The sequence below is a fragment of the Roseisalinus antarcticus genome (assembly GCF_900172355.1).
GTDB classification, from domain to species: domain Bacteria; phylum Pseudomonadota; class Alphaproteobacteria; order Rhodobacterales; family Rhodobacteraceae; genus Oceanicola; species Oceanicola antarcticus_A.
The window spans coordinates 41,531-55,394 of the sequence record NZ_FWFZ01000004.1 but is presented as its reverse complement, the minus strand read 5'-3'; the positions used below and the strand labels follow the sequence as shown (position 1 = coordinate 55,394).

General features: G+C 65.8%; 12 protein-coding genes. 4 read left to right on the top strand and 8 right to left on the bottom strand.

Going from position 1 to position 13,864, the window contains the following annotated elements:
• Nucleotides 1-53 precede the first annotated feature (53 nt).
• Entirely contained in the window at nucleotides 54-2,699 is a 2,646-nt protein-coding gene (mutS, locus tag ROA7023_RS05310) for a DNA mismatch repair protein MutS (protein ID WP_085877981.1), read from the top strand.
• Between the two features lie 34 nt (nucleotides 2,700-2,733).
• Here the strand turns inward: mutS and ROA7023_RS05305 are convergent, their stop codons facing one another.
• Both ROA7023_RS05305 and hrcA read right to left on the bottom strand, forming a co-directional pair.
• Nucleotides 2,734-3,312 carry a nucleotide exchange factor GrpE gene (locus tag ROA7023_RS05305; RefSeq protein ID WP_085877980.1) on the bottom strand — a complete coding sequence of 193 codons (579 nt, stop codon included), beginning with the start codon at nucleotides 3,310-3,312 and terminating at the stop codon, nucleotides 2,734-2,736.
• 12 nt (nucleotides 3,313-3,324) lie between these two features.
• On the bottom strand, nucleotides 3,325-4,368 hold the full coding sequence (gene hrcA / locus ROA7023_RS05300) for a heat-inducible transcriptional repressor HrcA (protein ID WP_200812460.1): 1,044 nt from the start codon (nucleotides 4,366-4,368) through the stop codon (nucleotides 3,325-3,327).
• A 143-nt stretch (nucleotides 4,369-4,511) separates the two neighbouring features.
• On the opposite strand from hrcA, the gene rph reads away from it, so the two are divergent.
• The 3 genes from rph to hemW are packed head-to-tail and all read left to right on the top strand — an operon-like array spanning nucleotide 4,512 to nucleotide 6,974.
• A complete protein-coding gene (rph, locus tag ROA7023_RS05295) occupies nucleotides 4,512-5,222 on the top strand; it encodes a ribonuclease PH (RefSeq protein WP_085877978.1) in 711 nt (236 codons plus the stop codon).
• The gene (gene rdgB, locus ROA7023_RS05290; RefSeq protein ID WP_085877977.1) at nucleotides 5,222-5,830 is read left to right on the top strand and encodes an RdgB/HAM1 family non-canonical purine NTP pyrophosphatase; all 609 of its coding nucleotides are present in this window, start codon (nucleotides 5,222-5,224) and stop codon (nucleotides 5,828-5,830) included. Before rph ends, rdgB begins: the two co-directional genes overlap by 1 nt.
• Complete coding sequence (hemW, locus tag ROA7023_RS05285) at nucleotides 5,808-6,974, top strand: radical SAM family heme chaperone HemW (RefSeq protein ID WP_234992041.1); 1,167 nt, start codon at nucleotides 5,808-5,810, stop codon at nucleotides 6,972-6,974. The genes rdgB and hemW overlap by 23 nt, the downstream gene beginning before the upstream one ends.
• Here the strand turns inward: hemW and ROA7023_RS05280 are convergent.
• The 6 genes from ROA7023_RS05280 to rho are packed head-to-tail and all read right to left on the bottom strand — an operon-like array spanning nucleotide 6,971 to nucleotide 13,754.
• Complete coding sequence (locus ROA7023_RS05280) at nucleotides 6,971-7,870, bottom strand: ParB/RepB/Spo0J family partition protein (RefSeq protein WP_085877976.1); 900 nt, start codon at nucleotides 7,868-7,870, stop codon at nucleotides 6,971-6,973. The two genes, hemW and ROA7023_RS05280, sit on opposite strands and share 4 nt — an antisense overlap.
• A 16-nt stretch (nucleotides 7,871-7,886) precedes the next feature.
• On the bottom strand, nucleotides 7,887-8,684 hold the full coding sequence (locus tag ROA7023_RS05275) for a ParA family protein (protein WP_085877975.1): 798 nt from the start codon (nucleotides 8,682-8,684) through the stop codon (nucleotides 7,887-7,889).
• Nucleotides 8,677-9,285, bottom strand: a complete 609-nt coding sequence (rsmG, locus tag ROA7023_RS05270) for a 16S rRNA (guanine(527)-N(7))-methyltransferase RsmG (RefSeq protein ID WP_085877974.1) — start codon at nucleotides 9,283-9,285, stop codon at nucleotides 8,677-8,679. Before rsmG ends, ROA7023_RS05275 begins: the two co-directional genes overlap by 8 nt.
• Before the next feature lie 8 nt (nucleotides 9,286-9,293).
• Nucleotides 9,294-11,168 carry a tRNA uridine-5-carboxymethylaminomethyl(34) synthesis enzyme MnmG gene (mnmG, locus tag ROA7023_RS05265; RefSeq protein WP_085877973.1) on the bottom strand — a complete coding sequence of 625 codons (1,875 nt, stop codon included), beginning with the start codon at nucleotides 11,166-11,168 and terminating at the stop codon, nucleotides 9,294-9,296.
• A 2-nt stretch (nucleotides 11,169-11,170) separates the two neighbouring features.
• Nucleotides 11,171-12,451, bottom strand: a complete 1,281-nt coding sequence (gene mnmE, locus ROA7023_RS05260) for a tRNA uridine-5-carboxymethylaminomethyl(34) synthesis GTPase MnmE (RefSeq protein ID WP_085877972.1) — start codon at nucleotides 12,449-12,451, stop codon at nucleotides 11,171-11,173.
• A gap of 28 nt (nucleotides 12,452-12,479) precedes the next feature.
• A complete protein-coding gene (gene rho / locus ROA7023_RS05255; protein WP_085877971.1) occupies nucleotides 12,480-13,754 on the bottom strand; it encodes a transcription termination factor Rho in 1,275 nt (424 codons plus the stop codon).
• Between the last annotated feature and the right edge of the window lie 110 nt (nucleotides 13,755-13,864).

Here is a 13,864-nt window from a genome sequence, read left to right as displayed (position 1 = left end):
TTTCCCCGATCAGGCCCGCCGGTATCGTCCGCGGCCAGACCCCGGGGGACACGATGAACACCAGCGCACCAGCCGCCACGCCGATGATGGTGCAATACCTGGAGATCAAGGCGCAGAACGCCGATGCGTTGCTGTTCTACCGGATGGGCGATTTCTACGAGATGTTCTTTGACGACGCCGTCGCCGCGTCCGAGGCGCTGGACATCGCCCTGACCAAGCGCGGCAAGCATCTGGGCGAGGACATCGCCATGTGCGGCGTGCCGGTCCATGCGGCCGAGGGCTATCTGCTGACGCTGATCCGCAAGGGCTTTCGCGTCGCCATCGCGGAACAGATGGAGGACCCGGCCGAAGCGAAGAAGCGCGGCTCCAAATCGGTGGTGAAACGCGACGTTGTGCGGCTTGTGACACCGGGCACGTTGACCGAGGAATCGTTGCTGGACGCGCGGCGCCACAACTTCCTTGCCGCCTATGCGCAGGTGCGGGACGCCGGGGCGCTGGCCTGGGTCGACATCTCGACCGGGGTTCTCCAGGTGACGCCCTGTTCGCGGACGCGGCTGGGGCCGGAGCTTGCGCGGCTGGGCGCGAAAGAGGTTCTGCTGCCCGACGCGCTGGAGGCGGATCTGGGCGGGTTGGTCTCTGATATCGGCGCCTCGGTGACGGCGCTGGGCGGGGCGGCCTTCGATTCGACCGCCGGTGAACGGCGGCTGTGCGATGTGTTCCGCGTCGGATCTCTCGACGGGTTCGGCAGCTTCGGTCGCGCCGAGATCTCCGCGCTTTCGGGCCTGGTCGAATACCTGGAGATCACCCAGCGGGGCAAGCTGCCGTTGTTGCGCCCGCCGGTGCGCGAGGCGGAACGCGCCGCGATGCAGATCGACGCCGCCACGCGGCGGTCGCTGGAACTGACGCAGGCCATGGCCGGGGGCCGGGCCGGATCGTTGCTTGGTGCGATCGACCGGACCGTCACCTCGGGCGGGGCGCGGCTGTTGGAGCGGCGGGTGGCCGCCCCGTCCTGTCAGCTGGACTTGATCCGGTTGCGACAGGACGCCGTCTCTTTCTCGGTGGAACAGTCTCGATTGGCCGACGATCTGCGCAGCGACCTGCGCAGCGTGCCGGACCTCGACCGCGCCCTGTCGCGGCTGGCGCTGGAGCGGGGCGGGCCGCGCGACATGGCCGGGGTGCGCAACGCGATCGCCCAGGCCGCCATTATTGCCGGACGGATGGCACCGGCGGATCTGCCAGCTCTTCTGGCCGACAGCGCCCGGGATCTTGTGGGGCACGATGCCTTGCTCGATCTGCTCGACGCCGCCCTCGTGGCCGAGCCGCCGCTGCTCGCGCGGGACGGCGGCTTTGTCGCGCCGGGATATGACGAGGAGCTCGACGACGCGCGGCGCCTGCGGGACGAGGGCCGCTCGGTCATTGCCGGGATGCAGGCAGGGTTCGTCGCGGACACCGGCATCCAGAGCCTCAAGATCAAGCACAACAACGTGCTGGGCTACTTCATTGAAGTGACCGCGACCCATGCCGACAAGATGCACGGGTCCGAGCAGTTCATCCATCGGCAGACGACCGCGAACCAGGTGCGGTTCACGACCGTGGAACTCTCGGAGCTGGAGACGCGGATCCTGAACGCGGGGTCGCGGGCGCTCGAAATCGAAAAGCGGCTCTATTCCGCCTTGCGAGAGGCCATCCTGGCCGAAGCCCCCCGGCTTATGGCGCTGGCGCGCGGTCTGGCGGAGATCGACGTCGCCATGGGCCTCGCCGATCTGGCGCGACAGCGGGATTGGTGCCGGCCACTTCTCGACGACAGCCGTGCGTTCGGCGTGGCCGGCGGGCGGCATCCGGTCGTCGAAGAGGCGCTGCGCAGCTCGGGCGCGGCTTTCGTCGCCAACGATTGCGACCTCACCGACGCCCCCGTGCATCTGCTGACAGGCCCGAACATGGCGGGCAAATCGACCTATCTTCGGCAGAACGCGCTGATCGCCGTGCTGGCGCAGATGGGCGCCTGGGTGCCGGCCGAGACAGCGCACCTGGGCATCGTCAGCCAGCTTTTCAGCCGGGTCGGCGCGTCCGACGATCTGGCGCGGGGAAGGTCGACCTTCATGGTCGAGATGGTCGAGACCGCCGCGATCCTGAACCAGGCCGACGACCGTGCGCTGGTGATCCTCGACGAGATCGGGCGCGGGACGGCGACCTATGACGGCCTGTCCATCGCCTGGGCGACGCTGGAACATCTGCACGCGGTCAACCGCTGCCGGGCGCTCTTTGCGACCCATTACCACGAGATGGCCGCGCTGGCCGGCAAGCTGGACGGAGTCGAGAACGCCACGGTCGCGGTCAAGGAATGGGACGGCGACGTGGTCTTCCTGCACGAGGTGCGGCGCGGGACGGCGGACCGGTCCTATGGCGTGCAGGTCGCCCGGTTGGCGGGGCTGCCGTCGTCGGTCGTAGAGCGCGCCCGCGTCGTGCTGGAGGCGCTCGAGAAGGGAGAGCGGGAGGGCGGCGGATCCCGGGCGGCGGTCATCGACGATCTGCCGCTTTTCGCCGCGGCACCCCCGCCGGCGCCGGCCCGGTCACACGTGAAACCCTCAGGGGTCGAGGAGCGGCTGAGCGAGGTGCTGCCCGACGAACTGTCCCCGCGCGAGGCGCTGGAGCTGATCTATGAGCTGAAAGCGGTGTCGCGCGGGGAAGGTGCGCATTGAACGCGCACCGTTCGGGTCATGGCAGATGACGGGCTCAGGAAGCCGGGGTTGAGCTGACGCCAACCTGCGCGGGACGCAGCAGACGATCGTGAAGCATGAACCCGGTGGCCGCGACCTGGATGATGTCGCCGGCCTTGGTGCCGGGCAGGGGCGCCTCGAACATCGCCTGGTGCTGCTGCGGGTCGAATCGGTCGCCGACTTCGGGGGCAATGGGCTCGATCCCGTGCTTCTTGAAGACGTTCAGAAGCTCTCTCATGGTCAGCTCGACACCTTCGAGCAGCGCCTTGGAGACCTCCTTGGTCTCGTCATTCGCGGTCTCAAGCGCCCGGGCCAGGTTGTCGTAGACCGGCAGCATGTCGCGGGCCATCTTCGAGCCGCCGTAGGTCTCGGCCTCGCGGCGGTCACGCTCGGCGCGCTTGCGGGTGTTCTCGGCATCGGCGAGGGCACGGACGAAACGGTCCTTCATCTCGTCGCGCTCGGCCCGCAGGGCCTCGAGCTCTTCGGAGGGCTCCGGTGTCTCGGACTCATAGACCTCGTCGGCGGCCTCGCTGTCGCCGCGCAGCTCGGCGGCCACTTCGTCCATGAAATCCTGCTCGCTCTTGGGCTTGGCCATTCTCTACTTCCTTCAACTCCGGTCGGAAATCAGGCGACCGACCAGCTGTGCTGTATAATCCACGATGGGCACGATCCGCCCATAATTCAGACGGGTCGGGCCGATGACGCCAACGGCGCCGATGATCTTACGGTCAGCGTTCATATAGGGACTCACCACCAGAGAGGAACCCGAAAGTGAGAAAAGCTTGTTCTCTGACCCGATGAAAATGCGCACGCCTTCGCCCTCATCGGCCAGTTCGAGGAAATCCGCGATGTCCCGCTTGCGCTCCAGGTCGTCGAACAGCTCGCGGATGCGGTCGAGGTCCTCTGCGGGGCCGCCTTCGGACAACAGGTTGCCGCGACCGCGGACGATCAGGCGCTCTGTCGATTCGCCCTTGTCCTCCCAGAGGATCGTGCCGGATTCGACCAGCTCGGCGGCCAGGCTGTCGATTTGCTGACGCCGCGTGGTGATCTCGCGTTGCATGATCCCGCCGAGCTCGGACAGGGTGCGGCCCTCGGCCAGCGAATTCACGAAATTCGCCGCTTCGCGCATGGAGGAGGGGGTCTGACCCGGAGGCGGGGTGAAGACACGGTTTTCCACGTGGCCGTCGGCAAAGACCAGCACCACGAGAGCGCGGTCGGCGGCGAGGGACACGAATTCGATATGCTTGACCGCGGCCTCGTGCTTGGGCGCAAGGACCAGGCTCGCCCCGCGCGTGACCCCCGAGAGCGCGTTGCCGATACTGTCGAGCATGCTGCCCACGTCGTTGCGGTTGCTGCCCATGGTCTCGTCGATCTTGGCGCGGTCAGCGCCGTCGAGATCGCCGACCTCCAACAGGCCGTCCACGAACATCCTCAGGCCAAGCTCTGTCGGGATGCGGCCGGCGCTGACATGGGGCGAGCCGAGCAGGCCGAGGTATTCGAGATCCTGCATCACGTTGCGGATCGTCGCGGCCGAGACCTTTTCGGTCATGGTCCGGGTCAGCGTGCGCGAGCCGACGGGCGCTCCGCTGTCCAGATAGCTTTCGACCACCCGGCGAAACACCTCGCGGGAGCGTTCATTCATCTCGTTCATCAGGGCGCCTCTGTCGGCCAAGGTCTTTGGTCCTCCGCGAGAAAGCGGGCCAATTAAAACCACGTGATGGCGGAGGTCAATCGGGGTTGGAAAAGCAGGGGGCCGGGATTAGGGGTGGATCGCCAAGACATCAGGAGAACACCATGCGGCCATCTGGGCGTGCCCTCGACGAAATGAGACCGGTGAGCATCGAGACCGGTGTGACGAAACATGCCGAGGGATCCTGCCTGATCCGGGTCGGGGACACCCACGTGCTGTGCACCGCGAGCATCGAGGATCGGCCTCCGCCGTTCCTCAAAGGCACCGGGCTGGGATGGGTCACCGCGGAATACGGAATGCTGCCCAGATCCACCGGAAGCCGGATGCGGCGCGAGGCAACGGCTGGCAAGCAAGGTGGAAGAACGGTTGAAATTCAACGTCTTATAGGTCGATCCCTGCGGGCTGGCGTGGACCGGGTCGCGCTTGGCGAACGCCAGATCACCGTCGATTGCGACGTGTTGCAGGCGGATGGCGGGACACGCTGCGCCTCTATCACCGGCGGCTGGGTGGCCCTGCGTCTGGCGGTCAACGCGCTGATGAAAGCCGGAGACGTCCGGACCAACCCGCTTGGCGTGCCGGTGTCGGCGGTCAGCTGCGGGCTTTATGCCGGTCAGCCGGTGCTCGATCTGGATTATCCCGAGGACAGCGAGGCCGGCGTCGATGGCAATTTCGTGATGTCCGGTGAGCGCATGATCGAGGTTCAGATGTCGGCCGAGGGCGCGACCTTCTCGCGGACCGAGATGGAAACCCTGCTGGGCCTGGCCGAAAAGGGCGTGGCGGAGCTGTCGGCGGCGCAGTTGGCGGCGGTGGCCTGATGCGCCGGCTCGAGGGCGGCAGGCTCGTCGTGGCGACCCACAATACCGGCAAGCTCGAGGAGATCGCGGCGCTGCTCGCGCCTTACGGGGTGACCCTGAGCTCCAACGCCGATCACCGCTTGCCCGAACCCGAGGAGACGGAAGAGACCTTTGCCGGCAACGCCCGGATCAAGGCTCACGCCGCCACGCAGGCGACCGGCCTGCCGGCCTTGGCCGATGACAGCGGGATCACGATCGACGGTCTTGGCGGCCGGCCGGGTGTTCACACCGCTGACTGGGCGGAGACCGCGGAGGGGCGCGATTTCGCCATGGCCATGACCCGGGTCTGGACCGAGCTGGAAGCGGCGACCGCGCCAGAGCCGCGAGGCGCACAGTTTCGCTGCACCCTGGTGATGGCCTGGCCCGACGGCCATGACGAGGTTTTCGAGGGCACTGTTCCCGGTCGCATTGTATGGCCAATGCGGGGCGAATTCGGCCATGGCTATGACCCGATCTTTCGGCCCGACGGATATGACGTGACCTTTGGTGAAATGGATCGCTGGGAGAAGAACCGGATCAGCCACCGGGGGCGGGCCTTCGAGGCGCTTGTCGCTGGGTGCTTTGCCTGAGGATCTCGAGACCGGGGGCTTTGGCCTCTATGTGCATTGGCCATTCTGCCAGGCCAAATGCCCGTATTGCGACTTCAACTCCCACGTCGTGGGGGGCGTCGATCAAGGCCGCTGGGCCCGGGCGCTGACCTCTGAGATCGTGCGCTATGCCCAGGAGACCGGCCCGCGGATCCTGCGGTCGATCTTCTTCGGCGGCGGCACACCGAGCCTGATGCTGCCCGAAACGGTCGAGGCCATCGTCGGCGCGGCACGGCAAGCCTGGCCGGCGGCGAATGACATGGAGGTGACGCTGGAGGCGAATCCGACCTCCGTCGAGGCCGGTCGTTTCGTCGGGTATCGGGATGCCGGAGTGACGCGGGTGTCCCTGGGCGTGCAGGCGATGAACGACCCCGACCTGCGGCGTCTGGGCCGGATGCATAGTGCCGCGGAGGCTATTGCAGCCTATGAACTGGCTCGCAAGGAATTCGGGCGGGTGAGTTTCGACCTGATCTATGCACGACAGGATCAGACGCCCGAGGCCTGGCGGTCGGAGCTCGGGCAGGCCCTGAGCCTCGCGGTGGATCACCTGTCTCTGTACCAGTTGACGATCGAGGAGGGGACGGCGTTTGGCGACAGATACGCGGCCGGAAAGCTGCGCGGATTGCCCGACGAGGACAGGTCCGTTGCGCTGTGGGAGATCACGCAGGAGCAGTGCGAGGCGGCGGGGATGCCCGGCTACGAAGTCTCTAACCATGCCCGAAACGGGGCCGAGAGCCTGCACAACCTGATCTATTGGCGCTATGGCGACTACGTCGGGGTCGGGCCGGGCGCACATGGCCGTCTGTCCGTCGCAGGCCGGAAACTGGCCACGGAAGCGGTCCGGGCTCCCGGCGCATGGATTGCGCAGGTCGAGGCTACGGGATCGGGAGATAGCCTGCGCGATCCACTATCGCTGGAGGATCAGCGAACAGAGGCCCTCTTGATGGGGCTGCGCCTGCGGGAAGGTGTCTCTCTGCCCCGGCTGGCGAGACTGGGGTGGGACGCGGCGCTTGCCGAACCCCTGATCGAGGAGGGCTGGTTGCTTCGTCGGGGCGACCGCCTGCTGATCACCGCGCAGGGGTGGCCCGTGCTGAATGCTGTTCTTCGCCGGCTTCTGTCGGACTAGCCTCCCGACAAGACGCGCAGCAGGTCGTCGAGCTGCCCGAGGTTGCTGTAGCGGATCGTCAGGCTGCCGCCATCGGTGCCCGGCTTGTGGTCGATACTGACCCCCATCTTGAGCGAGGCGGCGAGTTCGGCCTCAATCTGGCGGGTGTCGGCGTCTTTCTCCGAGGCGGGGCCGCGGGATTTGCCCGCTGAGACGCTGGAGTCGGACTTCTGCGCCTTCGCCAGCTTTTCGGCCGCGCGAACGGAGAGCCCGTCCCGCACGATCTTGTTGGCGATGGATTCCGCGTGTTCCTGCCCGACCAGTGTCCGGGCGTGGCCGGAGCTGAGACGGCCCTCGACCATCAGGCGCTGAACCGACTCGGGCAGCGTCAGCAGGCGAAGCTGGTTTGCGATGTGGCTGCGGCTCTTGCCGAGGGCGCTGGCGAGTTGGTCCTGAGTGTGGCCGAATCGGTCCATCAACTGGCGGTAACCCGCAGCCTCGTCCACCGGGTTGAGGTCGGCCCGCTGGATGTTCTCGATGATCGCGACTTCCAACACCTCGGTGTCATTGAACTCGCGCACGATCACGGGCACGTCGTGCAACTGCACCTGCTGGGAGGCACGCCAGCGGCGCTCGCCGGCGACGATTTCGTAGTCGCCCTCGGTCACGGGGGAGGGGCGGACGATGAGCGGCTGGATGACACCCTTTTCGGCGATGGAGGCGGCAAGCTCCGACAGGGCGTCAGGATTGAAACTGCGGCGCGGCTGGTTCGGGTTCGGGTGGATGCGCTCGATCGGGACCCGGAGATCCGCCCGGCGGGTGGCGTCCGGTGCAGCCTCGGCGCTGGTGCTGACATCCGCCATCAGAGCGGAAAGGCCTCTACCCAGGCCTCGGGTCTTGGGGCGTGTCTCGGTCATGGACCTGTCCTCTCGTTCAAACGTCTCTGGCGATCAGCTCGGCCGCCAGGGCGCGGTAGGCCTGGGCGCCGCGGCTGGATGGGTCATAGTCGAGCACCGGCATCGCGAAAGAGGGGGCTTCGGACAGGCGCACGTTGCGGGGTATGACGGTTTGAAACACCAGCTCTCCAAGGTTTTCGCGGGCGTCTTCCTCGACCTGCAGGGCAAGATTGTTGCGCTTGTCGTGCATAGTGAGGGCGACGCCCTCGATCCGCAAGCCGGGGTTCGCCTTCTCGCGCACATTGCGGATCGTCAGCATCAGCTGCGAAAGCCCTTCCAGGGCGAAGAATTCGCTTTGCAACGGCACAAGTACGGAATGCGCGGCCACCAGGGCGTTCACGGTCAACAGGTTCAGGGAAGGCGGGCAATCGATCAGGATGTAATCGAAGGCCAGGCGATCCATCGCGGGCTGGCGCAAGGCATCGTGGAGCAGATGGCTGCGTTTTTCATTGGCAATCAGCTCGATATCGGCAGAGCTGAGGTCGGTTGTGGCCGGAATGATCCAGAGGTTCTCGACTTCGGTGTCCTGGGCCACATCGGCGGGCGCGGCGTCACCCATCAGGATGTCATAGGTCGAGGAGTCTCGGTCGTCCTGCTCGATCCCCAGCCCGGTGGAGGCGTTGCCCTGCGGGTCGATATCCACGATCAGGACATGCTTGTTGGACCGGGCGAGGGCGGCCCCGAGGTTGATTGCCGTCGTCGTCTTGCCCACGCCGCCCTTCTGGTTGGCGATAGCAATGATCCGGGGACCGGGGGGCCTTGTCGGGTCAGACACGTGTGATCCTTTCAATCCTTAGAACTGCCGCTTCTGGGTCGGTCATACTGCGGGTTTCGGTCATGGCAAAGTCCCAGTCTCGCCGGGCGGCTGAAATTTCCTCGGCGCGGTTGCGACCCTTGAGGAAAAGCGCCGTCCCGTCGGCAGAGAGATGCCGGCATGCGTGTGAGAGCAAGTCGGGAAGAGAGGCAAGGGCGCGGGCGCTGACAATGGGGGCATTCAGGGGCTCCAACTCCTCGATTCTTGCAGTGTGGGTGGTGACGGGGAGGTCGAGCTCTCGGGTGGCGGTGCGCAGAAAGGTGGCCTTGCGCTGATCGCTCTCGACCAGATCCATATGGGCGTCGGGCATCTTCTCCTGGCGCAGGATCGCGATGACCAGACCGGGGAAGCCGCCGCCGCTGCCAAGATCGGCCCAGTGGGTATGGGGCGGGGCGATGCTGAAAAGCTGCGCGGAATCGAGGATGTGGCGGGTCCAGATGTCGGCGACGCTCGCCGGGGCGATCAGGTTGATCCGTTTGGTCCATTTGCGGACAAGCGTTTCCAGCTTCACCAGCTTCGCCCGTGTTTCACGTGAAACATCGAGGCCGGGCAGGGGGGGCATCGTTGCGCTCACGAGCTTTTGGCCAGTTGCCCACGCCGGATCCGGGCCAGAACGATCAGCAGCGCGGCCGGAGTCATCCCGTCGATCCGGGCGGCCTGGCCGATGGTCCCCGGGCGGGCTTGCGACAGTTTGCTCGCCAGTTCGGTCGAAAGTCCTTGAATCGTCTCATAACGCAGATCGTCGGGGATCACCTGCGCCTCGTCCCGCTTCAGCGCCGCGACGTCCTTCTCCTGCCGCTGGATGTAGTGGGCATAGAGCGCATCGCGCTTCAACTGGTCCCGGATCGGCGGTGCGATGACCGAAAGCTCTGGCGCGAGGCCAAGCAGCGCGTCGAAGTCGAAGTCCGACAGGGCCAGCGCCTCTGCCCCGGTCCGGGCAGGTCCATCCTTGTTCAGCTTCGCCCCGGTCGCCGAGATGTCGCGGGCAGAGAGCTGAACATCGGCGAGTTGCGCTCGGCCGGCCTCCAACGCCTCGGCCTTCGCCGAATAGGCGGCCCAACGCGCGTCGCCGACACAACCGACCTCTCGCCCGAACGTGGTCAGCCGCTGGTCCGCATTGTCCGCCCGCAAGGACAGACGGAACTCCGCGCGGGATGTGAACATCCGGTAGGGTTCGGTCACGCCCCGCGTCACCAGATCGTCAACCATGACGCCGATGTAAGACGTGGCGCGGCTGAAGGTGATCCGATCCCGGCCAAGGGACAGCGCAGCGGCGTTCAAGCCGGCAACCAGCCCCTGCGCCGCAGCCTCTTCATAGCCCGTGGTGCCGTTGATCTGACCGGCAAGGAATAGACCCGGGGCGTCCCGCAACTCCAGCGTCATCCGCAGTGCACGGGGATCGACGTAATCATACTCGATGGCATAGCCCGGCTGCAGAATCGTCGCGTCTTCAAGGCCGACGATGGAATGGACATAGGCCTCCTGCACATCCGCCGGCAAGGACGTCGAAATGCCGTTGGGATAGACCGTGTCGTCGTCCAGCCCCTCCGGCTCCAGAAAGATCTGGTGCGAGGCCTTGTCCGCGAAGCGCACCACCTTGTCCTCGATGGAGGGGCAATAGCGCGGGCCGACGCCATCGATATGGCCGCCGTACATCGCGGACCGCCCAAGGTTGTCGCGGATGATTGCGTGGGTCGCGTCGTTCGTATGCGTGATCCCGCAGGAGATCTGGCGGGCCGCCGCCTTTTCCGACAGGAACGAGAACAGCGTCGGCTCATCGTCGCCCGGCTGCATCTCCAGCTTGGTCCAGTCGATGGTCCGCCCGTCGAGCCTGGGCGGCGTTCCCGTTTTCAGGCGCCCGAGGGGCAGCCCCAGATCGTCGATCCGTTCAGCAAGCCGCACCGCTGGCGATTCGCCCATGCGCCCACCCGGACGCGACTGGTCGCCGATATGGATCACGCCGCGAAGGAAAGTCCCCGTCGTCAGCACAACGGCATTCGCGGTCACCAGGGACCCGTCCGCCAGGACCACCCCGCCGATACGCCCCTTGTCATCGATCAGGTCCGTGGCTTCGCCCACCAGCACGTCCAGATCCGACTGCGCATCGGTCATCGCCTGCATCGCCTGACGGTAGAGCTTCCGGTCCGCCTGCGCCCGCGGCCCCTGCACGGCCGGGCCCTTCTTGCGGTTCAACAGCCGGAACTGGATCCCGGAGAGGTCCGCGACCCGCCCCATAACCCCGTCGAACGCGTCGATCTCGCGCACCAGATGGCCTTTCCCGAGGCCTCCAATGGCCGGGTTGCAGGACATGACGCCAATCGTATCCGGCCGGAGGGTCACCAGCGCCACGCGGGCCTGCGCCCGCGCCGCCGCATGGGCGGCCTCGGTGCCCGCATGCCCACCACCGATCACGATGACATCATAGTCGTGTTTCACGTGAAACATCCTCATTTGCCAATACAGAAGCTCGAGAAGATCTCGTCGAGCACATGCTCCACGTCAACCCGTCCCACCAGGGAATCGATCGCTCGCAACCCGTCCCGCAACCGTTCCGCCAGCAGATCCGGCTGCAACGCCAACTCGTCCATGCGCTCCAGCACTTCGCCAAGCGCCTCGGTCGCCTGTTCTATGCCCAGCCGGTGTCGCTCTCGAATCGCAACGCCGGTCCCGGTCGACATGGGTTCCAGCCGCTCCGTGATCGCTGACACAAGCCGGTCGACCCCTGCGCCCGTCAACCCTGAGACACTCAGCTCCGCGACCTCACCCAGATCGGCCTTCGCCCCAACCACAAGATCGGACGGCGCAACATCCATCAACGGCTCATCACCCGGACCAACCAGATGAATCCGTAGATCCGCGGCCGCCGCCCGCGCCTTCGCCCGCTCGATCCCGATCCGCTCCACCTTGTCGCCGGAGATCCGCAGCCCCGCCGTATCCAGAATCGTCACGGGCAGCCCGCCCAGGTCCATCTGCACCTCGATCACATCCCGCGTTGTGCCTGCCACATCAGAGGTGATCGCGGCCTCCCGCCCGGCCAATGCATTCAGCAAGGTCGATTTCCCGACGTTCGGCGCCCCCAGGATGGCAACCTCGAACCCGTCCCGGATCCGCTCGGCCGCGTGAACCCCCGCGCTCTCCCGCAGCAATTCATCGCGAACCCCGATCAACAGCTCCATGACTTCCGGGCCCACGTCCACGGGTACATCCTCGTCGGCGAAATCGATCGTCGCCTCGATCAGTGCCAGCGCCCGAACCAGCCGCCCGCGCCAGTTTTCGGCCCGCGCCCCCAGCGCACCAGACAGGGCGCGCACGGCTTGCCGCCGCTGCATCTCGGTCTCCGCGTCGATCAGGTCAGCCAGCGCCTCGACCTGCGACAGGTCCAGCCGCCCGTTCTCGAACGCCCTGTGTGTAAACTCGCCCGCCTGCGCCGGCCGCAGTCCGTCGATCGTCCCCAATGCACCCAGAACAGAGGTAATCACCGCGATACTGCCGTGCAGATGTAATTCGACGACGCTCTCTCCGGTAAAGCTCCTGCCTTCCGGAAATGTAAGCACCAGCGCCTCGTCGATCAGCTCCCCGTGCCAGGTCAGCCGTCTCAGCGTCCGGTCGAACGGCTCCAGCGCACCAGCCAGACGGCACCCGGCCCGCAACGCCTCCGGCCCCGAGATCCGGACAACTGCAACGCCGGCACGTCCCCGGGCCGTCGCGAGGGCAAAGATCGTGTCCATGGCTCTCCCACGACGCGGATGCGCCGCCTCAGGTGTTCATGGAATCGAAAAACTCGGAATTCGTCTTGGTCTGCTTGAGCTTCGACAGCAGGAACTCGATGGCATCCGTGGTGCCCATCGGGTTCAGGATCCGCCGCAGGACATAGGTCTTCTGCAGATCGACCTTGTCGACCAACAGCTCTTCCTTCCGGGTGCCGGACTTCAGGATATCCATCGCCGGGAACACCCGCTTGTCGGCAACCTTGCGGTCCAGAACGATCTCGGAGTTTCCGGTGCCCTTGAATTCCTCGAAGATGACCTCGTCCATCCGGGACCCTGTATCAATCAGCGCGGTGGCGATGATTGTCAGGGATCCGCCTTCCTCGATGTTTCGGGCGGCGCCGAAAAACCGCTTCGGACGCTGCAGCGCGTTGGCATCCACACCGCCGGTCAGCACCTTGCCCGAAGACGGCACCGTCGTGTTGAAGGCCCGCCCCAGACGGGTGATCGAATCCAGCAGGATGACCACGTCGCGCTTGTGCTCGACCAAGCGCTTGGCCTTCTCGATCACCATCTCCGACACGGCCACGTGACGGGTCGCCGGCTCGTCGAAGGTCGAGGACACGACCTCCCCCTTCACCGACCGCTGCATGTCCGTCACTTCTTCCGGCCGCTCGTCGATCAGCAGCACGATCAAGTAGCATTCGGGATGGTTCTTCTCGATCGAATTGGCGATGTTCTGCAGCAGCACCGTCTTGCCCGTCCGCGGCGGCGCCACGATCAGCGACCGCTGGCCCTTCCCGATCGGCGAGACCAGGTCGATGATCCGGGCGGAGCGATCGCGCGTAGCAGGCTCGTTCTCGATCTCCATCTTCAACCGCTCGTCGGGGTAAAGCGGCGTGAGGTTGTCGAAAGCAACCTTGTGCTTGGCCTTTTCGGGATCCTCGAAATTGATCGTCTCGACCGAGACCAGCGCGAAGTACCGCTCCGTATCCGACGGCTCCTGGATCACGCCCTCGACCGTATCCCCCGTCCGCAGCGAATATTGACGGATCATGTCGGGGCTGACGTAGATGTCGTCCGGGCCAGGCAGGTAGTTCGCTTCCGGCGACCGCAGGAAACCGAACCCGTCCTGCAGCACTTCCAGGACCCCGTCACCGCCGATCACCCATTCATCGTCCGCCCGCTCCTTGAGAATGGCGAACATCATGTCGCCCTTCCGCATGGTCGAGGCGTTCTCGATCTCCAGCTCTTCGGCCAGCGAAAGCAGATCCTTGGGGCTTTGCGCCTTCAGATCCGCAAGGTTCAGTCGGTCTTGGGACATATATTTCTTCCGGGGCAGCACCCCGCGGGGCGGCCAGCTTGTTCTATCGGTGGAAGGTCTTGACCCGGACGGGTCGAACCTCACTTAGGCGGTCCTCGGATCGCTGTCAA